The 22,150-nt window shown below is 72.9% G+C and carries 13 protein-coding genes and 1 pseudogene; 9 read left to right on the top strand and 5 right to left on the bottom strand.

The genetic code is table 11. The features are described from left to right. Window position 1: 1 nt before the first annotated feature. Window positions 2-3,223 (top strand): non-ribosomal peptide synthetase, encoded by a 3,222-nt coding sequence (locus tag ABD841_RS22280; RefSeq protein WP_344974970.1) that lies wholly within the window; start codon window positions 2-4, stop codon window positions 3,221-3,223. Window positions 3,224-3,467: 244 nt separating this feature from the next. Here ABD841_RS22280 and ABD841_RS22285 read toward each other — a convergent pair whose 3' ends face one another. Continuing rightward, the gene (locus ABD841_RS22285; RefSeq protein WP_344974973.1) at window positions 3,468-5,393 is read right to left on the bottom strand and encodes a B12-binding domain-containing radical SAM protein; all 1,926 of its coding nucleotides are present in this window, start codon (window positions 5,391-5,393) and stop codon (window positions 3,468-3,470) included. A 158-nt stretch (window positions 5,394-5,551) separates the two neighbouring features. Here ABD841_RS22285 and ABD841_RS22290 point away from each other — a divergent pair, with 158 nt between their 5' ends. Further along, window positions 5,552-6,319 (top strand): HalD/BesD family halogenase, encoded by a 768-nt coding sequence (locus ABD841_RS22290; RefSeq protein WP_344974976.1) that lies wholly within the window; start codon window positions 5,552-5,554, stop codon window positions 6,317-6,319. 159 nt (window positions 6,320-6,478) lie between these two features. On the opposite strand, the gene ABD841_RS22295 is transcribed toward ABD841_RS22290, so the two are convergent. Beyond that, the gene (locus ABD841_RS22295) at window positions 6,479-8,023 is read right to left on the bottom strand and encodes an MFS transporter (protein ID WP_344974979.1); all 1,545 of its coding nucleotides are present in this window, start codon (window positions 8,021-8,023) and stop codon (window positions 6,479-6,481) included. A 147-nt stretch (window positions 8,024-8,170) separates the two neighbouring features. After that, window positions 8,171-8,752: a PucR family transcriptional regulator gene (locus ABD841_RS22300; protein ID WP_344974982.1), complete on the bottom strand. Its 582-nt coding sequence runs from the start codon at window positions 8,750-8,752 to the stop codon at window positions 8,171-8,173. Window positions 8,753-8,892: 140 nt separating this feature from the next. Between ABD841_RS22300 and ABD841_RS22305 the strand changes: the two genes are divergently transcribed. Together ABD841_RS22305 and ABD841_RS22310 are read left to right on the top strand one after the other, a co-directional pair. After that, window positions 8,893-11,031, top strand: a complete 2,139-nt coding sequence (locus ABD841_RS22305) for an FAD-binding and (Fe-S)-binding domain-containing protein (RefSeq protein ID WP_344974985.1) — start codon at window positions 8,893-8,895, stop codon at window positions 11,029-11,031. Window positions 11,032-11,041: 10 nt separating this feature from the next. Then, window positions 11,042-12,340 (top strand): MFS transporter, encoded by a 1,299-nt coding sequence (locus ABD841_RS22310; protein WP_344975031.1) that lies wholly within the window; start codon window positions 11,042-11,044, stop codon window positions 12,338-12,340. Window positions 12,341-12,440: 100 nt separating this feature from the next. On the opposite strand, the gene ABD841_RS22315 is transcribed toward ABD841_RS22310, so the two are convergent. Continuing rightward, window positions 12,441-15,662 (bottom strand): AfsR/SARP family transcriptional regulator, encoded by a 3,222-nt coding sequence (locus tag ABD841_RS22315; RefSeq protein WP_344974988.1) that lies wholly within the window; start codon window positions 15,660-15,662, stop codon window positions 12,441-12,443. Window positions 15,663-16,060: 398 nt separating this feature from the next. Between ABD841_RS22315 and ABD841_RS22320 the strand changes: the two genes are divergently transcribed. The 5 genes from ABD841_RS22320 to ABD841_RS22340 all read left to right on the top strand — a co-directional run bounded on the left by ABD841_RS22320 (window position 16,061) and on the right by ABD841_RS22340 (window position 21,070). Next, complete coding sequence (locus ABD841_RS22320) at window positions 16,061-16,771, top strand: response regulator transcription factor (RefSeq protein ID WP_425582024.1); 711 nt, start codon at window positions 16,061-16,063, stop codon at window positions 16,769-16,771. Next, entirely contained in the window at window positions 16,768-18,330 is a 1,563-nt protein-coding gene (locus ABD841_RS22325; protein ID WP_344974994.1) for a sensor histidine kinase, read from the top strand. The genes ABD841_RS22320 and ABD841_RS22325 overlap by 4 nt, the downstream gene beginning before the upstream one ends. A 496-nt stretch (window positions 18,331-18,826) precedes the next feature. Continuing rightward, window positions 18,827-19,390, top strand: coding sequence for a hypothetical protein (locus ABD841_RS22330; RefSeq protein WP_344974997.1), 564 nt, complete (start codon window positions 18,827-18,829; stop codon window positions 19,388-19,390). 274 nt (window positions 19,391-19,664) lie between these two features. Then, window positions 19,665-20,048 (top strand): carboxymuconolactone decarboxylase family protein, encoded by a 384-nt coding sequence (locus tag ABD841_RS22335; RefSeq protein ID WP_344975000.1) that lies wholly within the window; start codon window positions 19,665-19,667, stop codon window positions 20,046-20,048. Between the two features lie 779 nt (window positions 20,049-20,827). Next, the gene (locus tag ABD841_RS22340) at window positions 20,828-21,070 is read left to right on the top strand and encodes a hypothetical protein (RefSeq protein ID WP_344975003.1); all 243 of its coding nucleotides are present in this window, start codon (window positions 20,828-20,830) and stop codon (window positions 21,068-21,070) included. A 691-nt stretch (window positions 21,071-21,761) separates the two neighbouring features. Here the strand turns inward: ABD841_RS22340 and ABD841_RS22345 are convergent. Continuing rightward, window positions 21,762-22,150, bottom strand: a pseudogene (locus ABD841_RS22345) (hypothetical protein); the annotation flags it as partial.

Consider the following 22,150-nt stretch of genomic DNA (forward strand, 5'->3'; position numbering starts at 1 on the left):
CATGCCGGACACGACCTCGTCGCTGTCGCCGATCCAGGAGAGCCTGTGGCGGTCCTCCCGGGCGAGACCGGCCGCCGACCGCACCGACCAGATCACGCTCGCCGCGCGGCTGCGCGGCCCGCTGGACGCCGGGGCCCTCGCCGCCGCGGTCGGACGCGTGCTGGACGCGCGTGAGGACCTGCGGCCCGCGCTCCCCGGCGCCGCGGTGCCCCGGGCCGTCACCGTCCCCGCGCCCACGGACCTGAGCAGGCACGACCCGGGCCGCCGCGAGGACGCCCTGGCGCGGCTGGTCACCGACCAGGCCGGCCGGGACCTCGACCTGGAGACCGGCCCCCCGGTCCGGGTCGCCCTGGCCCGGCTGCCCGCCGACGACCACGCGTTCGTCGTGACGGCCCACCGGCTGGTGGCCGACGAACACGTCCTGACGACCCTGGCCGCGGAGATCTCCCGGGCGTACGAGGAGGCGACCGCCGCGCCGCCCGGCGCCCGCGGTGACACCCGCGGCCCGCGGAGCGCCTCCCCCGCCGCCCTGGACGGCCGGGGCTCCCCGCCCGCCTCCCGCGACGGCCACGCCACGCCCACCGCCAACGGCCACGCCCCGGCCGGCACGCCCCCTGAGGCCCCCGCAGCCGGCGCGGCCGCCGCGACCACCGCGACCGACGAGGCCGGTGACCTCGCGTACTGGCGGGAACGGCTCGACGGGGCGCCGACCGTGCTGGAACTGCCCGCCGACCGGCCCCGCCCCGCCGTACCCGGGTTCCTGGGCGCGCGCGTGACCTTCGCGGTGCCCCCGGAGACGGCCGGGCGGGTCGAGGCCGTGGCGCGCGAGGCCCGCACCGGCGCCGGGGCCGTCACGCTGGCGGCGTGGGCGGTGGCGCTGTGCCGCTGGTCGGGACAGGACGAGGTCGTGGTCGGCGTGCCCGTACCGGGCGGGGACCGGGCCCCGGTGTTCCCGATCCGGATCGGCTGCGGCGACGAACCGTCGTTCGCCGCCGTCGTCGCGCACGTCCGCGACGCGCTCGACGAGGCCGCCGCGCACGGCGCCTACCCGGCGCACCGGCTGGCCGAGGAACTGGGACTGGACGCCTCCACCGGCGTGCAACCGCTCTACCAGGCGGAGTTCGACCTGGCGGCCCCCGCCTGGCGCGCGCTGCGGCTGCCCGGGGTGCGAACCTCGGAGCTGGCGCCCGCCCGCTTCCCCCTGGCCTCGGACCTGGCGCTGACCCTGACGCCGGACCCGCTCGCCGGTGAGATCCGCTACTCCCTCGACCTGTTCGACCCGCCCAGCGCGCAGGCCAGGGCCGCGCAGTACGTCACGCTGCTCTCGGACGCGGTACGCGATCCGGAACGACCCGTCTCCCGGCTGTCCCTGCTGGACGCCCGGGAACGGCACCTGGTGATCGAGGAGTGGAACCGCACCGAGGCCCCCTTCGACGAGGAGGCGGGCGTCGGCGCGCTGTTCGAGGCGCGCGCCGCCGCCGCCCCGGACGCCCTCGCCGTGCTGTGCGGGGAGCGGCGGCTGACCTACCGGGAGCTGGACGAACGCGCCAACCGCGTGGCCCACCGGCTGATCCGCGAGGGGGTGCGCCCCGGCGACGTCGTCGGCTCGATGACCGGCCGCTCCCCCGAGGCGCTCACGGCCTTCCTCGGCATCGTCAAATCCGGCGGCGTCTACCTGCCGCTGGACCCGGCCCTCCCGCCCGACCGGCTGGGCCACCTCCTCGACGACAGCGGGACCGCGCTCGTCCTCACCGAGACCGCGCACGCCGGCCGGGTGCCCGGCGGGGTCCGCGCGATCGACCTGGACGCCGGGTGGCAGGCGATCGAGGCCGGGGAGCCCGTGACGAGTCCCGGCCTGATACCGCCCCCGGACGCCCCGGCCTACCTCATCTACACCTCCGGCTCGACCGGCCGGCCCAAGGGGGTGGAGGTCCCGCACCGCGGGGTGGGCAACCTCGCCGCGGCCCTGTCCCGGGAGTTCTCCCTCACCGCCGGGGACCGGGTGGCGCTGTTCGCCTCGCTCAGCTTCGACGCCTCGATCTGGGAGATCACCATGGCGTTGCTGAACGGGTCGGCGCTGTGCGTCCTGGAACCCTCGGCCATGACCCCGAAGGAGACCGCGCGGCTCATCGTCGACCAGGGCGTCACCGCGGCCACGTTCCCGCCGACCTTCCTCAGCACTCTCGACGGCGACGAACTCGGCACGGTCCGGCTCATGGTCGTCGCCGGCGAGCAGTGCCCGGCCGGACTGGTGCGCACCTGGGCCCCCGGCCGCACGTTCGTCAACGCCTACGGGCCGACCGAGACGACCGTGTGCGCCACGATGGGCGTGTGCGACCCGGCGGAGGCGTACGCCCCGCCGATCGGCCGCCCGCTGCCCAACGTCCGCGCCTACGTGCTGGACCGCCGGCTCAACCCGCTCCCGCCGGGCGTCCCCGGCGAGCTGTACGTCGGCGGCCCCGGCCTGGCCCACGGGTACCGGGGCAAGCCGGCCCTGACCGCCGGATCGTTCCTGCCCGACCCGTACGGCCCGCCCGGCGCACGGCTGTACCGCACCGGTGACCTGGTCCGCTACCTGCCCGACGGCCGCCTGCAGTACGTGGGCCGGACCGACCACCAGGTGAAGATCCGCGGCTTCCGGGTGGAACCGGCCGAGATCGAGGCGGCGATCACCCGCTACCCCGGCGTCCGCGAGGCGGCGGTCGTCGTGCGCGACGACCGGCTCGTCGCCTACGTGGTGCTGGACGAGACGTCCCGGCTCATCGCCGACCGCAGCGGCCTGACCGGCGAGCTGCACCGCTTCCTGCAGGGCTCGCTCCCGGCGTACATGCTGCCCGGCTCGTACGTGACGCTGGACGCGATGCCGCTGACCTCGTCCGGCAAGGTGGACCGCCAGGCGCTGCCGGAGCCCGGCGGGAACGCGGGGCCCGGCACGGCCGGTGAGGGCGGTGGGGACGGCGGGGAGGCCGACGGCGACTTCGACGCGCCGCAGACCCCCACGGAGCAGACGATCGCCGCGATCTGGGCCGAGGTGCTGCGGCTGCGGCGGGTCGCCCGCGAGGACGACTTCCTGGAGATCGGCGGTCACTCCCTGGTGGCCGCCCAGGTGATCACGCACGTGCGGGAGAGGTTCACGGTGAACCTGCCGATCCGGGTGCTGTTCGAGAACCCGGTGCTGGCCGACTTCGCCGACGCGGTGGACGGGGCCCTGGCCAAGGCCTGAGCACGGCCGGAGCGCCCGGGAGCGCCCGGGAGCACGGCATGAGCACTGACTGAGCACAACCTGGGCACCGAAGCGCCTCGGCCCGGGGCGCCGGCCCCGGCTGAGGCGGCCGGGCACCCCGGCCCCGCGGGCATCCCGCCGGGCGGGATGCCCGCGCATGACGAGGGCCCGTGAGGATCGTCCTCACGGGCCCTCATCATGCGCGGGCCGGCGGACCGGGCGGCGCGGCGCCCCCGCGCGCCGCTCAGCGGCGGCCGGGCAGCGCGGCGGCCTCCCGCTCCGGCCGCCACGAGGGCAGGTACTCCCGCAGCCGCAGCACCATCCCCTGGCAGTAGGAGGCGTTGTGCTCCAGGCTCCGCTCGGGCATGAACGGCAGCTTGCGCCCGCGCGGGTGGTCGAGCACCAGGCGGGTGACACGCTCCCGCCCGGTCTCCAGGCCGGTCACGTCGAGGTCGATGAGGAGCGCCGCGAGATCGGCGGGCATCTCGACGAGCGAGGCCGTCCTGCCGCGCGGCTCGACGCGCAACTCGGTGAAGTCGTGGCGCGGCAACCGGGGCCTGGCCAGGTAGATGTAGGGCCGGGCGAGCAGGTCGAGCTCGAACGCGGCGCGGGCGCGCGGGTCGTCCCACCACGGCCGGCTGCGGGCGAAGTCGACGAGCAGGGCGTCGAACTCCTCCCGGTGCGAGTGGAGCACGAGGTGCGCGACCATCCCGAAATTGTGGAAGTCGTAGTTCCACAGTTTCGCCACGGAATCCCGGAAGAAGGACGTGACCTCGGTGTCGGTGCGACTCTCGAAATACGTCGCGGCGTCGGTGAGGAAATCCTCGAACCGGCTGACCCCCGACCGCTCCAGATAATTCGCCAGATAATACAGGCCGCGCAGGTTGTAGAGCGAGTGGACCGCGTAGGAGAACCACGTTCCGCGCTCGTACTCTTCTCGGCTTACCCAGTTGGTGGCGACCACGACGTCGGCCTCGGTGACGTCACTGGGAACACGTTCGACCTGCACCCCGAGAATGTCGCGTTTGGCGTATATCGAGGTGTTGTGCAGAAGGAGCTGCGGATAGATGATCAGCGTGTCCGCGCGCAGCCGGCACAGCTCCGCGATCCCCTCCTTGAAGGATTCCAGGGTCTCCCCGGGCAGCGGCCAGATCAGCTCGATGTAGGAGCTGATCCGCTTCTCGCGGAGCGTCCGCTGCAGCTCGGTGTAGGTCTCGGGCTTGATGTTCGAGCGGTCGACCAGGTCGAGCGTGCGGGAACTCATCGACTGCAACGAGATGGGCTGGCTCGTCAGCAGGCCGCCCTGGACGAGGATCTCGGTGATCTCGGCCATGCGGTCGGGCTTGTTCTTGGCGGCGGCCATCGCGACCATCACCGGGTAGCCGTTCTCCTCGCTGCACGCGACCAGGTGCCGGGTCAGCTCCACGTCGCGCGGGGCCATTCCCCAGTTGGCGTCGGCGATGAACAGCGACACGAAGTTGTTCTTGCTGATCCAGGTGATGTCGTCGCGGACCCGCTGGTCCTCGAACTTGTGCACCTTGTCGTTGGTCGCCGCCCCCCAGAAGCAGAAACCGCAGCTGAACGGGCACCCACGGTTGGTCTCCAGGATGGCGGTGGTGTACTTGCCCTCCTCGAAGACACCCGAGGTGAAGGGTGAGGGCACCTCCATGAGGTCGCGCACCCGCTCGGCCGCCTCGGTGGTGACGAGCTCGCCGCCCCGCCAGAAACTGATCCCGGGGACCTCCGCGAAGTCCGGCGCGCCGCCGAGGATCTGGCGCAGGTACTGCGCCATCGTCTTCTCGCCCTCGCCGTTGCAGACGACGACGTTCTCCTGCTCCGGGGCGACGTACTCGTGGGCGTGCCGCATGACCTGCGGGCCGCCCAGGATGAACGCGGCGCCGGGCAGCCGCTCGTGCAGCGCGGCCAGCACCGCCCGCGCGAACCCGATGTTCCAGACGTAGCAGCTGATCGCGTACACGTCGCTGCGCCTGTCGAGGAGCTCGGCGATCACCTTCTCCCGGTCGGCGGAGACGGGGGCGGAGTAGATCTCGAACTCACATCGCGGTCCCACTTCCGGGTCGTGCTGCGCGTACGCCTGCATGTAACCGGAGGCGAGCGGGAGAATGGCCTCGAATGCCGACAGCTCGACGAATGTGACTTTGATGTTCATGACATCGTCCCTGCGTGGTCCGGATAATTACTGAAGCCGGTCGGGCGGAATCCGCTCATGCTTTCACAGGGCATCCGCGCGGACAACGCGCGCCATTTGCGGGAAGCCCTCCCGTGTTACGGTTCTGGAAACCCCGATAAGCACGGAGGAGAAACCGCATGGCGACTCCCGACTACCGGACCGGCCTCGGGACGCTCTCGCTCGACGACCGGATCGCGGAGCATCTCGGAAAGACCTTCCAGGACCCGTGGGAAATCCGCAGACTCTCCCATGATTTCCGTAGGAACGGCTATGTCAAACTACGGAATCTGGTCTCCGACGAGGTCAAGGAAATCGTCTCGCAGGAGGTGGACCGGCTGCTCGACCTGCACGCGCGCCGGATCGACATCACGCTCAAGGAGACCAGCGACTCACCGCGGAAGATGAGCACGGTCAGCCAGCAGTCGATCGCCAGGGACAGCACCCTGATCCCGGAGCTCTACGGCTCCACCGCGCTCAAGGGCTTCCTGGGCGGACTCGCCGACGAACCGGTCGTGGACTGCCCCTGGGACGAGGAGAAGTACGTCATCATCCGCCAGGAGAAGAAGGGCGACACCCACGGCTGGCACTGGGGCGACTTCAGCTTCACCCTCATCTGGATCATAGAGGCGCCGGACAGCGAGTACGGCGGCATGCTCCAGTGCGTTCCCCACACCAACTGGGTGAAGGACGACCCCCGGGTCCACGACCACCTCATCCGCTACCCGATCAGCACCTACGCCCACGAGAGCGGTGACATCTACTTCCTGCGCTCCGACACGACGCTGCACCGCACGGTCCCGCTCTCGGAGGACCGCACCCGGATCATCCTCAACACCTGCTGGGGCAGCGAGGCCGACGCCAGGAAGGAACAGTCCCACGAGACCATGGAGGCGATGTTCACCTGACGTCCGCCCGAGCGTCCGCCCGAACGCCAGGCTGACCCGCCCGGCTGAGCCCCTGCCCGGAGACGGCCCGGTCCCCGACCGAGCCGTCTCGTCGTGTCCCCCCGTCCTCCCCCGGGAAACCCGGGTGTCCTCCCCCGGGAAACCGCGGAGCCGGACGGGTCAGCCGCGCGACTCGGAAAGGAGCTCCTCGGGGATCACGTCGGGCACCCCCCGCAGGCCGAGCAGCGAGACCACCGCGAGCGCGGCGATCATCACGGCGGCGACGAGCGCGGTCACCACGATCGAGCCGACGAACGCCTCCCTGGCCGCCGCCGCGACGGCCGCCCCCAGCTCGCCCGGGAGCGCCGCCGCGGCCCGCAGGGCGGTGGGCAGCGACTCCCCGGCGGACGCGGCCGCCTCCGCCGGCAGCCCCGCGGGCAGCCGCAGGCCGTCCCGGTAGGACCCGGTGAGGACGCTGCCGAGGACCGCGATGCCCAGCGCGCCACCCAGCTCGAAGAAGGTCTCGGAGATCGCCGCCGCCGCGCCCGCCCGCTCCCGGGGCACGCTTGCGAGCACGGTGTCGTTGGTGACGGCGAACGTCATCCCCATGCCCGCGCCGCCGACGATCATCGGCGCGAGGAAGAACAGGTAGGAGGTGTCCAGGCCGATCTGGGTGTAGGCGGCGAAGGACGCGGCCGACATCGTCAGCCCCAGGGCGACCACCCGGGCCCGGCCCAGGCGGGAGATCAGGCCGGCCGCCAGGGCACCGCCGACCGTGGCCGACAGGCCGCCGGGAAGGCCCGCGAGGCCGGCCTGCAGGGGCGACCAGCCGAGGACGAGCTGGAAGTACCAGGCGAACAGCAGCGAGATCGCGGACATACCGAAGATGGCGATGAGGTTGGCACCGACCGACGCGGTGAAGGCCCGGCGGCGGAAAAGCCGGATGTCGATCAGCGGCTCGTCCAGCCGGATCTGCCGCCACGCGAACAGTGCCAGGCAGGCGAGACCGGCCGCCGCCGCGACGAGCATCCCGGTCTCGGCGAGACCGCGCGTGGCCGCCTCCTTTACAGCGTAGATCACAAGTATCACGCCGGCGACGGAGAGCACCACGCTCGCCGGGTCGAGCCGCCCGGAGGCGGGATTCCGCGACTCCGGCAGCACCGCGAGGCCGGCGAGCACGACGACCGCCATCACCGGCAGGTTGATCAGGAAGACCGAGCCCCACCAGAAGTGATCCAGCAGCAGCCCGCCGACGACCGGCCCCAGGGCGAAGCCCGCCGCGCCCATCCCGCTCCAGACGCCGACCGCCACGGTCCGCTCCTTCGGGTCGGTGAAGACGTTACGGACGATCGACAGGGTGGAGGGCATGATCGTGGCACCCGCGACGCCGAGCAGGGCACGCGCGGCGATGAGCAGCTCCGGGGTGGGCGCGTAGGCGGTCACCGCCGAGGCGGCGCCGAAGGCGGTGGCCCCGACCAGGAGCAGCTTCTTGCGGCCGATCCGGTCGCCGACGTTGCCCATCGTGATCAGCAGGCCGGCCAGCGCGAAACCGTACGCGTCACCGATCCAGAGGATCTGGGTCGCCGAGGGCCCCAGGTCGGCGACCAGCTGGGGAAGGGCTAGGTGCAGCACGGTGAGGTCGACTGAGAGCAGGACCGTGGCCAGGCAGGCGACGGCGAGCACCGCCCACCTGCGGCGGTCTCCTGCGGGAGGATGATCCTTCATGCGTGCCAGCGTGTCCACCGGCGCTGACGCCCCGCGCACCGGCCGCTGACGGCCCCGCCACCGGCGCTGACGAACCCCCACCCGCCGCCGGCCCGCCCCACCGCCGCCCGGACCGCGCCCGCCTGAGCCATTCGTGATCAGGCTCGCTTACCGCTCGGCCACCTCAGGATCCCCGCAGGTGGCGCCTGGCACCACCGCCCCGAGCTCCAGTTCGAGCAGCAAGCGGTGCGTCGGGTTCTCCAGCGCGATGCCGAACAGCTCCTGCGCGCGCCTGATCCGCTTGCGGACGGTGTTCTCGTGCAGCGTCAACTCCGCTCCGGCGGCTCGGACGTCTCCGAAATTCCGGAGATAGGACAGGAGTGTCGCCCGGTAGGCGGTGCCGCGCGTGGAATCGTGCGCGATGATGATGCGGCCGAAGCCCGTCCGCAGCATCGGATCGCTCCGTACGGCGTGGAACAGCCGTTGCTGGACTATCTCGGCGTGCAGGTCCCGCGCCGCGTAGCTGCCCGGCCGGGCGCCCGCGTCTCGCAGGTGGCTGACGGCGCGGTCGAGGTCGTCGCGCGCCTGGCGCAGCCCGTCGGGGTCCTCGACGGGCTCGCTGCGGACGATCAGCAGGTTCGTGTGCAGCAGCCGGGTCACCCGCTGATAAAAGTGAGCGGCCAGGGTGGAGACGGTGACCGATCCGCGTGGTGCGGCCTCGAGCAGCACGTACATCCGGTCCTTGACCATGCTGATGGTCGGCTCGTGGCCGAGGGAGCGGGCGTCGAGTTCGAGCAGGCCGACAGCGCGCAGCAGGCTCGCACGGTGATCGGGCCGGTGGTCGGCGTCTCCGGTCTCGGCGAGGCAGAGCAGGCTTCCCGGCAGGGGCAGTGCGCGGGCTCCTCGTCGGCTCCCAGGGCACGCTGGGATTCCTGGAAGAGATCACCTTCCGTACCGTCCCCAGTCCCAGGTGGGCGAGCACGGCCTTCCTCCACTTCGCCGACCTGGCCGCCGCCGCGGCGGTCGTGCCCGCCCTCATGGGGCTCGGCGCGCGGGCCGCGGAGCTGCTGGACAACCTCTCGCTCCGCGCCACCCGCCCGGTCGGCGGAGCCCCCGGCTGGATGCACGAGATCGGCGACGACGACGCCGGGCTGCTCGTCGAGTTCCGCTCCGGCGACCAGGCCGAGCTGGACCGCTTCGAGCACGAGGCCCGCGAGCTCCTCGACGGTGTCGTCCTGCACGGTGACTTCACCCGCGACCCCCGGATCGCGGGCGGCTTCTGGGCCGTGCGCAAGGGACTGCTCACCGCCCTGGGCGCGAACCGGCCGCCGGGCACGATCCTGCTCGGCGAGGACGTCTGCGTGCCGCCGGCGCGGGTCGCCGAGGCGGCGGTCGCGCTGCGCGACATCCTCGCCGCCCACCGATTCGACGCCTCGGTCGCCGGGCACGCCTCGGCGGGGAACCTGCACTTCAGCATGGTGTTCGACCCGGCCGACCCGGCCGACGTCGAACGGTACGCCCGATGCGTGGAGGAGATCGTCGCGCTGATCGTGGACCGCTTCGACGGCTCGCTGAAGGGCGAGCACGGCACCGGCCGCAACATGGCGCCCTTCCTCGAACGCGAGTGGGGAGCTCGGCTGACCGCGCTGATGCGCCGGGTCAAACGCGCCTTCGACCCCGGCGGCATTCTCGGCGCCGGCGTGCTGTTCACCGACGACCCCCGCGCCCACCTGCGCGACCTCAAGGCTCTCCCGGTCGTGAACCCCCTGCTCGACGGGTGCATCGAATGCGGCTTCTGCGAACCGGTGTGCCCGAGCCGCGACCTGACCACCACCCCGCGCCAGCGCATCGTCCTGCAACGCGAGATCGCCCGCCGCGGTGGTTCGGACGCCGGCTTGGCGAGCGAGTACGGCTACGCGGCCGTCGACACGTGCGCCGCCGACGGGTCCTGCGCCGTGGTGTGCCCGGTCGGCATCGACACCGGCCACGTGATGAAGGACCTCCGGCGGGCCCGGCACGGTGGCGCGGCCGGACGCGTCACGCTGACCCTCGCGCGGCACTGGGCCACGGTGGAGCGGCTGGCACGGGTCCTGCTGCGCCTGGCCCGGACGCTCGCCGACCTGGCCGGCGACCGGCCGGTGCGGGCGATGAGTCTCCTGGCCAGGAGAGTTCTCGGAGCGTCCCGGGTACCGGAGTGGCTGCCCGCGACCCCCGGCCCCGCTCCCGCCGTCGGCAGGCGAGAGCGCAGACCGGCGGGGACCGCGGCCGTCTACGTCCCGTCCTGTGTCAACCGGATCTTCGGCGCGCCACCCGGCGCCGCGGACTCCACCACGGTGACGGCCGCCCTGCCCGCCCTCGCCGACCGGGCAGGCATCGCGCTGTGGACGCCGCCCGACCTCGCCGGCGCCTGCTGCGGCACCGTCTGGCACAGCAAGGGCCATCGGGCCGCACACGCCCATGCCGCAGGCGACCTCGTGCGGCGCCTGTGGCGATGGTCCGACGGCGGAAGACTGCCCATCGTGGTGGACTCCAGCTCCTGCACGCTCGGCATCCTGCGGGAGGTGCCGTCCGCCCTGGACGACGGCGACCGCGCCCGGCATGCCGCGCTCACCGTGGTCGACGCGCTCACCTGGGCGCGTACCGACCTGCTGCCGAAACTCACGGTCACCCGCCGCCTGGCCCGCGCCGTCCTGCACCCGACCTGCGCGATGAGCCACCTCGGCAACACCGGCGACCTGCGCGCCGTCGCGGCAGCGCTCGCCGAGGAGGTGGTCGAACCCATCACCGCCACCTGCTGCGGTTTCGCCGGAGACCGCGGCTTCCTGCACCGCGAGCTGACCGAGAGCGCCACCCGCGCGGAGACCGCCGAAATCGCCGAGATCACGGCCGACGCCTACCTGAGCGGAAACCGCCCCTGCGAGATCGGCCTCCAGCACGCCGGCGGGCACCCCTACGAATCCGCCCCGGTGGCGCTGGAGCGCGCCACCAGACCCCCCGAAGTAAGGAACGGAGCCCAACGTGACGAGTGAACCACGCGCCATGACGCGCGACGACCGCAAGGTCCTCGCCGGCACCCTGGCCGGCACCACCATCGAGTGGTACGACTTCTTCATCTACGCCCAGGCCGCCGGCCTGGTGTTCGGCCCGCTCTTCCTGGCCCCGGTGAACGAGCAGGCCCCCGGCCTGGCCACGCTCATCTCGCTGGCCACGATCGGCATCAGCTTCCTGTTCCGGCCGCTCGGCGCGATCATCGCCGGCCGGTACGGCGACCGGCTGGGCCGCAAGCGCATGCTCGTGCTGACCCTGCTCCTCATGGGCGCGGCCACCACCCTCATCGGCCTGCTGCCCACCTACGGATCGATCGGCGTGGCCGCGCCCGTCGCCCTCATCCTCCTGCGCATCCTGCAGGGCTTCTCCGCGGGCGGCGAATGGGGCGGCGCCGCCCTGCTGTCGGTGGAGCACGCGCCACGCGAGCGCCGCGGATGGTGGGGCGCCTTCCCCCAGATCGGCGTGCCGATCGGCCTCATCCTGGCGACCGGCGTCCTGTGGATCATGAGCGCGGTGACCACGCCGGAGCAGTTCCAGGCGTGGGGCTGGCGGGTGCCGTTCCTGCTCTCCCTGACCCTGATCGTCATCGGCTACCTCGTACGGCGAGCCGTCGAGGAGAGCCCCGTGTTCGAGGAACTGCAGCGGCGCACCAAGACGTCCTCCGCGCCGCTACGCGACCTGTTCCGCCACAACAGCAAGAACGTGATGCTCACCGCGCTGATCTTCGTGGCCAACAACGCCGCCGGATACCTCCTCATCGCCTACTTCATCAGCTACGGCACCACCACACTGGGCCTGTCCAGGCGGTCCGTCCTGCTCGCCACAGTCGCCGGATCGGTGGGCTGGCTGGTCTTCACCCTGTACGGCGGGGTGCTATCCGACCGGGTCGGCCGGGTCCGCACCTTCCAGATCGGCTACGCGCTCGTGTTCGTCTGGATGATTCCGCTCTTCCTGCTGATGGAGACCCGCAACATCTGGCTCTTCACGGCGGCGATCGTCGTCCTGACCATCGGCCTGGGCCTGTCGTACGGGCCCATGTCGGCCATGTACGCCGAGATGTTCCCCGTCTCGGTGCGCTACTCCGGCGTCGCGATCGGCTACGCTCTGGGCGCCATCCTGGGCGGAGCCTTCGCACCCACGATCGCCCAGGCACTGGTGCAGAGCACGGGCTCCGCCCTGTCCGTCGGGGCCTACATCATGGTGCTCTGCGTGATCTCTCTGGCCGCCGTCACGGCGGTCAAGGAACCCAAGGGCGCCGATCTGGGGCTGACCCGGCAGCCGATCGCCTGACGATGCCCGGTTGGCCGCGGCTCCGGGTTTCCGGAGCCGCGCCTCCGGCCGAGATCCGCCCGCGCCCGCGGCAAGGCCCGGGAACGGCTGAACGCGGGTCTCACCCGCCGATCAGGGCGAACAGCTCGTCGTGGGACATGCGGGAACCGGCGAGCCACCGCTCCTCGTAGGCGGCGTCGCCCAGCCGGGCGCGGACGGCCTCGGTGACGCGCACCACGTCGGGGTCGGCGAGGGCCGGGCCGCGCAGGGCCGCGGACGCGCCCAGCAGGAGGGCGGCCTCCCCCGGGGCGCCCGTCAGCAGCGCCAGCTCCGCCAGGCCCTCCACCGCCGCGGACACCGCCGCGGCCGCCGCCGACAGATGCCGGGAGAGCTCGGACCCCAGCGCCTTGCCGTACCAGGAGCGCGCCTCGGCCACGTCGCCACCCGCCGCGGCGATCCTGCCCAGGGCGACGGTGATGTGCAGCCGTGTCGTCTCGGCGCTGTACCAGTCCTGCGGGCACAGCTCCAGGGCCCTGCGGGTGTGGGCGAGGGCCTCGTCCAGGTCCCCGCGGAACCTGGCGACCTCACCCAGACCGCAGTGAACCTTGGCCAGCATCTCCATGGCGCCGGCCCGCCGGGCGTACTCCCCCGCGCGGAGGTATTCGGTGCGCGCCGCCTCCAGGTCGCCGTCGCGGACGAGCCCCTGCGTCCTGCGGTAGATCAGCTCGGCGATGTCCTCCGCCGAGCCGATCTCCTCGGCCAGGCGGAGCGCCTCGCCGGCCAGCGCGCGCGAGGCCGCCCGGTCCTGCCTCCAGTCGGCGCAGTCGGCGAGCTCGGTCAGCGTGAGCACGACCCCCCAGCGCTCCCCCACCCTGCGGAACAGGGTCAGCGCCTCGTCGAAGGCACGCTCGGCGGCACCGGGGTCACGCCGGTACAGCAGGTAGTAGCCGTAGCCGAAGTAGGACAGGGCGCGCAACCAGGGATCCGCGATGGCGTCGCCCACCCTCTCCGTGATCGTCTCCTCGCCGGAGACGGGCGGACCGTTGAACATCGACCACAGCATGGCCAGGAACGGACGCCGGTACGGCCGGTCAATCGGCGGGACGAGCGGCGCGACGGTCGCCGGCAGGGCGAGCAGCTCCGGCGTCGGCGACCCGCCGGAGCAGGCGATGAGCACGCACAGGGCGTACTCCTCCGCCATGCCCTCCACCGGGACGGGCCCGATCACGCCGAGCAGGTCGGCGGCCAGGCCCGCGCCCTCCGAGCGGCGGCCCCGCACCCACCAGTACATGGCGAGCCCGGCCACCAGGCGCAGCCCCAGTCCGGCGCGGCCCGCGTCGACGACCCAGCGCAGCGCAGCGTGCAGGTCGTCGTGTTCCTCGTCCAGCCGCCGCAGCCACTCCAGCTGCTCGGCCCCGCGCAGGTGGGGGTCGGCCTCGGCCACCAGATCCGCGTAGTACGCGGCGTGCGCCTCGCGGCGCGCCTGCGTCTCCCCGAGCTCGGCCAGCCGCTCGGCGCAGTAGGCGCGGATGGTCTCCAGCATCCGGTAGCGCCCGTCCACCCGCTCGACGAGCGACTTGTCCACCAGGGAGCTCAGCAGGTCGACGACCTCGGCCTCCGGCAGCCCGCACACCCGCTCGGCCGCCTCCAGCGTCGCGCCACCGGCGAAGACGGTCAGGCGGGCCGCGAGAAGCCGTTCTCCGTCGTCGAGGAGGTCCCAGCTCCAGGCGACCACCGCGCGCAGCGTCTGGTGGCGCGGCAGCGCGGTGCGGCTGCCGCGCGAGAGCAGCCGGAACCGGTCGTCCAGCCGGGAGGCGACCTCCGCCACCGGCAGGGAGCGCAGGCGGGCGGCGGCCAGCTCCAGGGCGAGCGGCAGGCCGTCCAGCGCCCGGCAGATGCCCAGCACCTGCTCGACGTTGCCCTCGTCGACGCGGAAGCCGGGACGGACGGCGGCCGCCCGGTCGGCGAAGAGCCGTACCGCGGGACAGGCCGGCGCCTCCTCCGCGGTCGTGTCCGGCGGGGGGATCGGCAGCGGCCCGACCGGGTGGATCACCTCCCCGGTGATGCCGAGCGCCTCCCGGCCGGTGGCCAGGACGCGCAGGGACGGGCAGGCGGCGAGGAGCCGGTCGGCGAGCCCGGCGACCTCCAGGACCAGGTGCTCGCAGTTGTCCAGGACGAGCAGCAACGGGCGGTCGGCCAGCGCCGCGACCAGCCGGGCCTCCGGGCCGGGTCCCGGGCGGCCGGGCACGGAAGGCGGGAGCAGCCCGGCGTCGCGGACGCCCAGCGCGCCGAGGACGGCCTGCGCCACCTCCCCGCCGTCGGAGACGGGGGCCAGCTCGACGAAGCACACGTCGCCCCGCTCTCCGGCGGCGACCTCCCCGGCCAGCCGGGTCTTGCCCGCGCCGCCGGGGCCGACGAGGGTGACCAGCCTGGCCCGGCCGAGCAGCGCGCGGAGCCGCGACGTCTCCTCCTCCCGGCCGACGAAGCTGGTCAGCTGGGCGCGCAGGCCCGCCCGGAGGGGACCGGCGGCGGGGGCGCCCGGAGCGGCCCCCGGTGCGGGGGCATGGCCGGGGCCGGAGGTGAGGGCGGCCGGGGTGGCACCGAGGACGGGGTCGGCTCTGAGCACCGCCAGATGGACGGCGGCCAGCTCGGCCGAGGGGTCGACGCCGAGCTCCTCGCCGAGGACCCGCCTGGCCCGCTCGTAGACCTTCAGCGCCTCGGCCTGCCGCCCCGCGCCGTACAGCGCCCGCATGAGCTGGGCGTGCGGCCGCTCCCTGAGCGGGTGGGCGGCGGTCAGTTCCCGGAGCTCGGTGACGAGCTCTCGGTGCCGGCCCAGCTCCAGGTCGGCCTGGACACGGTCTTCCACGCAGTCGAGCCGGAGCTCCTCCAGCCTGGCCGAGGCCGCCCGGGCGAACGGGGCCTCGCCGACGTCGGCCAGCGCCGGCCCTTGCCACAGGCCGAGCGCCTCCCTCAGCGACTCGGCGGCCCGGCCGTGCTCGCCGGCCGCGAGGGCCCTCCGTCCCTCGGCGGCGAGCCGCGCGAAGCGGTGCGCGTCGACCGCCCCGGGGTCGGCCACGAGCCGGTAGCCCGCCGGGTGGAACTCGATCACGTCCTGGGCTCCGAGCATCCTGCGCAGCCGGGACACCTGGGACTGCAGGGCGTTGGCCGCGCCCGTGGGGGGCACGGTCCCGTAGAGGCCGTCGATCAGCCGTTCGACGGGCACGACCTTCCCGGCGTCGAGGAGGAGAAGCACCAGCAGGGCGCGCAGCCCCGGTCCGCCCGCGGTCACCACGCCGCCGCTGTCGAGCCGGATCCGCGTGGGGCCGAGGATGTCGAACCGCATGCGTCGATTATCGGGGACGCGCCTTCATGATCCGTTGGGATCGTGCGCGCCGGGGCCCGGCCCTCCCGGGGGAAGGCGGACCGGGGAAGGCGGACCGGGGACGCCGGGAAGGGCCGCCGGAGCCGGCCAGAGCGGGAAGGGCCGCCGGGGTCGGCCAGAGGCCGGCCGGCAGCCTCCTCGGCACCGGCAGGCCGAGGGCGTCGCCGGCCGCCGCGGGCCGCGGACGCCCTCACCGGCTCGGCGGGACGGGGGAGGCGCCGGCCGTCGACAGCACCGGCCAGACGGTAGCCCCCTGAGAGGGATCGACTGGTCGGGGGGTTTCTTCCGGTTTTCTTAGGCGAATCAGGCGGTTGCCAGGCATGTGCCGGAAGAAGCTTGGATCGGAGGGGTGAATGCGGATTCTGGTGGTGGATGATGATGCGGCGGTGCGGGACTCGCTGGCGCGCACACTGCGGTTCGAGGGGCATGAGGTGGAGATCGCCGGGGACGGGCAGGCGGCTCTGGACGCTGTCCGGGCGCGAGAACCTGACGCGATGATCCTCGATGTGAGCATGCCACGGCTGGACGGCCTGCAGACATGCCGGCAGCTGCGCGCCGACGGGGTGTTCGTGCCGGTACTGATGCTCACGGCCCGCGACAGCGTCGGCGACCGGGTGGCCGGGCTGGACGCCGGCGCCGACGACTACCTGGTCAAACCGTTCGCGCTGCAGGAGCTGCTGGCCCGGTTGCGGGCACTGCTGCGCCGCTCCCTGCTGGCGCCCCCGCCCGGATCGACGCCCGTCGAGGAGCCGGCCGCCGGTGAGAGGGTGCTCGCCTTCGCGGACCTGCGCCTCGACGGGCGCACCCGGGAGGTGTGGCGGGGCGACCGGCCGCTGCGGCTGACCCGTACGGAGTTCGCCATCCTGGAGGTCTTCCTGCGGCATCCGCGGCAGGTGCTGACGCGGACGGTGCTGTTCGAGCAGGTGTGGGGGTACGACTTCGGCGAGACCTCCAACAGCGTGCACGTCTACCTCGGCTATCTGCGCCGCAAGCTGGAGGCCGAGGGTGAGCCGCGGCTGCTGCACACCGTTCGTGGAGTGGGGTTCGTACTGCGTGAGGATCCGCTGTGAGCACCCCCGGCGCCCCGGCCGGGCACCGGGACCACCCCGCGGCCGGGCACCCGGACCGCCCCGCGGCGGGCCGGCGCTCCGCGCCGGTGCGATGGTGGCGGCGGCACACCCTGCGCGCCCGGCTGACGCTGCTGGTCACCGCTGCCGTGGCCGTCGGGATGGTCGCCGTCGGTGTGTTCTCCTGGGCGACCGTCCGCCACGATCTGCATCGCATGATCGCGATCCAGCTGGAGACCGGCGCGCGCACGATCGCCGCGCAACCGCAGCTGTGGCGCACGGCACCGGCACCGGCACCGCCGCCCGCCGTCCGTCCCGGCGGTGACCGGGACCGGGCGAACGGCGGCCGCCGCCGGCTGGAGGGCCTGGGGCCGCGCTGGCAGCTCCTGGACCGGACCGCGACGATCGTCAGCGAGGCCACCAGCCCGCTGCCGGTCACCGCCGGAGCCCGCCAGGTCGCCACCGGTCAGTCGAGGCGCCATCAGGAGCAGGTCGTCATCGACGGTGACCACTACGAGATGCTGAGCATCCCGGCGGCAGGCGGCGGTGCCGTGCAGATCGCCCTCGACGTCGAGAACACGACGCGCACCCTGACCCAGTTCGGCTTCCTGCTGATCCTCGGCTGCACCGTCGGCGTCGCCGGCGCGGCGCTGCTGGGGCGAGCCGTGGCCCGGGCGGGCCTGGCACCCGTCGGGCAGTTGACCGAGACGGTCGAACACCTGGCCGTCACCATGAACCTCAGCGAGGCGGTCCCGGTCAGCGGAGACGACGAGGTGGCCCGGCTGGCCCGGTCGGTGAACACGCTGCTGGCGGCCATCGACGAGTCCCGGCGGGCGCAACGCACCCTCGTCGAGGACGCCGGCCACGAGTTGCGCACCCCGCTGACCAGCATCCGCACCAACGTCGAATTGCTGCTCGCCGTCGAACGGCACCCCGAACTGGCCCACCGGCTGCCGCCGGAGGAACGCGCTAAGCTGCTGTGCGACCTGGAGGCACAGGTCAGCGAGCTGGCCACCCTGACCACCGAACTGGTCGAGCTGGCCCGGGAGGAGACCACCCGCGAGGCGCCGGAACCGGTGGATCTGGCCGACGTGGTGAACGCGGCGATCAGCCGGGTCCGGACACGCGCCCCGGGGCTGCGGTTCGCGACGGATCTGCAGCCGGTCTACGTGCGGGGCCGCCCCGGCGAGCTGGAGCGCATGGTGCTCAACGTGCTGGACAACGCCGCCAAGTGGAGCCCGCCGGGTGCCACCGTGCATACCGTCCTGTGTCCCGACGGGGCCACCGGCAGCAGGTTGACCATCACCGACGAAGGGCCCGGCATCGACCCCGCCGACCTGCCGCACGTCTTCGACCGGTTCTACCGCGCCCCGGCGGCCCGGGCGATGCCGGGTTCCGGGCTCGGGCTGGCCATCGTCGCGCAGACCGCGGCCCAGCACGGTGGCAGTGTCGTCGCCGGACCGCACCACCCTCACGGTACGCACGTCACTGTCCGCCTGCCCCGGCTGAGAGAGCCGGGGGCCGGTGACGCCACGGTGTCGGCCGCACCCGGCACCGCCTGATCACCGCTGTCCCGAGCCACTGTCCCGAGCCACTGTCCCGAGCCACGCCCCGGTTTTCTCATGGGCTTCTCAGCCGCCTGTGACGAGCTGTCTCCGTCACGGTGCCGATCCTGGGGAGGCAAGCCGGACGACGAGGGAGATCCGATGATGGGCCGCATTGACGGCATCGCGAAGCGGTGGCGATGAGAGGCACCGGGCTCCTGGCGCATCCGGCGCACCGGGAGGTCTCACCGGCGGCTGCGGCGGCCGATACGGGCGCCGCCCGGCGCACCGTTCCTGCTCACCGCGCCGCCCTGGCCTGAACACCCGTCCCGGTACCGCGCATCCGGGCCAGGACGCGCGGCGCCGTCTCTCATCGAATTCTTAACCGCAAACACCGCAGTCGCTTAACCACACGGCCGATTCTGATCAGTGGCGGTGGAAACGGAGGCATGCCTCCTCACCGGCCACACCCCCCGAACCTCCCCGACCACGACTCACCACCCGGGAAGCAACGATGAACGACGAGGCTCCGAAGCCGAAGACCCCCGACGACACCCCCACCGAGCCCGCCGAGCCCGCCGCGACCCCGACCACCGCGGCAGCCGAGCCCACCAAACCCACCGCGACCCCGACCACCGCGGCAGCCGAGCTTCCCTCGGAACGGTCCCGCCCGGTGGGGGCGCGCTGGTGGAGCCGGCGGGTACCGCTTCTGGCCACCGCCGCGACACTCCTGTTCGGGATCATCCTGGGGGCCGGGGTGGTCGCCGTCGGTGCCGCCGTCATCGGCGGCCGCCACCATGGCGATGACCGGGCGCGCAGCGCCCACGGCAGCCGCGGCGGCCACGACGATCGGGGCGGCGGCCGCGACGGTTACCACCGGGACGGTTACGACGGTTACCACCGGGGCGGTTACGACCACCGAGGTAACGGCTATGGCGAAGGCCGCCGCGACACCGACGGGTACCGCGGGCGGCCCCTCCCCGCGCCCTCGGCGACTGCGACTTCCGGCGCGGCCACCCCCGGGCAGGATTCCACCGCCACGCCGTCCCCCGCCACGCCGTCCCCCGCAGCGTCCTGACCGCACGGCCGGCAGGAGGGCCACCCGTCTCCACCCGCAGGTAGCCCTCCTCTTCCCCGGGCCGAGGCGGACGAGCGCGCCGGCCGGTCGGGGCGCGATCATGCCGTGGGAGCGACCACCCCTGTAACGCCAGACGATCCTTCGAACGACATATTGCTACATGTCAGGACTCTACGGAGATCTCATCCTGGCACTGGAACCGGCGAGGGCCGCGGGGGAAGGCCCCTGGCCGAGCTCGGCCCTCGACCGGCTGGCTGACGGACCCGGAGTGCCCATGAGCGACCACCCGAACGACACCGCCCGCGACCGCCGGACCCGCGGTTTGGAGATCATGAAGCGGGTCTACGGCCGGGACCAGGCCGGAGACGGGCCCGGCGACTTCTTCGGCATGACCGTCGAGCACCTGTTCGCCGAGGTGTGGTCCAGGGACACGCTCTCGATGCGCGACCGGCGCATGCTTCTGCTGGGCCTGCTCGTCGGCCAGGGCATGGACGACGCGGTCGGACTCCAGTTGGACGCCGCTCTGCGGACCGGCGACCTCACCCCCGACGAGTTGCGCGAGGTGGTCGTCTTCCTCACGCACTACGCCGGGTGGCCGCGGGGCGCCAAGCTCAACAGCCAGGTCGAGGATCTCATCGCCCGCGTCATGGAGCCGTAGCCGCGCCGCGGGGCGTCCGGCACGGGCCGCGACCGGGCACCCCGGTACCCGGGTCATCGAGGGCCGGCGCGTCACGGGCCGCAGCGCGACGGCGTCCTCGCGCCCGCGCCCGCCTCGGCCACGCGTGTCATCGGCCGACGGCGCCGCCCCCGGGACCCGGGCCCGAAGCGCGGCCCCGTCCCGGGAACACGGAGCAGCGGAAAAGAAAAGGGCGGGATATTCCCACCCTCGCGACATCCGCACGGAATTCATTGACCAAATCAGTACTCGACCATACCGGGAACTGGATATCACCCGGGCCGCAGCCGCTACCATGACCCCCGGCTACCTTCGACCTTCCAGAATCGCAGACCACACGGGGTGAAATGAAATACAGCGGCAACGGGCGGGCGCCGGGTTCCCATCGTGGAAATCGCTCACGCGCCCGAATCGTCACGGCGGCCGTTATCGGCGCATGCCTGGTGGCGTCACCTCAGGCATCGGCACACGCCGCGACCGAGAAGGTGAGGGCCGTCCGCCCGGATTCGCCCGCCGCCGGCGATACGGCGGCTCCGGGGCGCGGCTTTCCCCACGCCTCCGGAAAGCGGACCGTCCGGACCGGCGAGAAGTGCAAAAAGGGGTATTTCAAGGACGGAAAATGCCAGCGCGGGCCGCGGGGACCGCAAGGGCCGCGGGGACCGCAGGGCCCTCAAGGGCCGCAGGGGCCGGGCGCGAGCATCGACACGACGTTCCAGGGGAGCGTGGCGTTCCTGGGGGCCACCCGGAACGACGGAGCGACCTTGATCCGGGACCCCCGGACGATCCCCCGCTGGTTCGATCTCTCGTTGCTGCCGGGCTATCCCGGCGGGGCGGTCGGCGTCTCCCTGGCGAGCATAGGCAACGACGTGCATGTCACGATACGGAACGCCGACGGCAGGGTCGCCCACACGGTGTGCGCCGTGCAGCCCACCCCCGGGACGCCCGGGAATCCCGCGTGGCCGCGTAACTGCGTCCCCTTCACCGACCTGACGCCGCCGAACTGAGCCCCGCCGGGATCCGGCCGGGAAGGCGCCGGCGCCGCGCCCGGGATCATCGGGGCACGGCGCCGGCGGCTTCGGCGGCGTGCCGTCGGGTGGCTGCTCTCCCGCACGTTCCTTCGATCACGCCCGGCACACGGCCGGGCAGCCGGGCACGCGCTCGCGATGCCGGACCACACCCTCGGCCGGATGCCCGGCCGGGGCGGCGAAACCCACGGACGGAGACAAAAGCCGCCGAATCCGGGAAATACCCGGCAAGCCCCTGGACCCGGCACGGAATACACTTTCAGCGATACGCCTCGATATCACGCCGGAAATCCCCCGAAAAACACACCGGGCCACATCGCCATAACACTTGTTTACCTTCTCCGGGCCGCCCCGATGCACTATCTCCACACCCGCCGGGTATCCCCTCACCGCCGCCGTCAACCGCAATCCGACGGCAGTCAAATTTTTCGGGCAGAAATAAAAAGGGGAAACAAGTGTTTTATCGCGAGAGTGAGTGGATTTCAAGGACTCTGTTCCGCAGAAGCCTCGGGGCGCTGGCCGTCGCGGCGGCGGCAGCCGTTCTCACGGTTTCCCCGGGTCACGCATCGGCACATTCGACCGCCGGGGGACCTCCGGTCGAGAGCGGCGGCTCCCCCGCCCTTCATCTCAAGTCCAGCCCCCAGAAACCCGTTCTCAACGGCAGGGCCGGTCACTGCCGCAGGGGCTCCGCGTGCCGCCGGCCGTGCAAATGCCGGACGCACTGCGCCTGCAAGCCGAACGCCGGATGCCGGGACACCACCACGTCGACCGCCGCGCTTCCTTGCCGTCCCGTTCCGGTGGGGTCCGTCACGCCGGCCGTTCCCGTCAGGCCTGTCCGACCGGTCAGGCCCGCCGTCCCGGTGACCACCACCAAGACCACGACACCCGCAAACCCCGCCACGCCATGCGCATCCACCACCTCCACAACCGCCAACCCCATCCAACCGGCCAAACCCGCGACACCCATCAGGCCCGTCGCGCCGGTCAAGCCCGCCGTCCCGGCGACCACCACCAAGACCACGACACCCGCAAACCCCGCCGCACCATGCGCATCCACCA

The sequence above is a fragment of the Streptosporangium fragile genome (assembly GCF_039534445.1).
Lineage (GTDB): Bacteria > Actinomycetota > Actinomycetes > Streptosporangiales > Streptosporangiaceae > Streptosporangium > Streptosporangium fragile.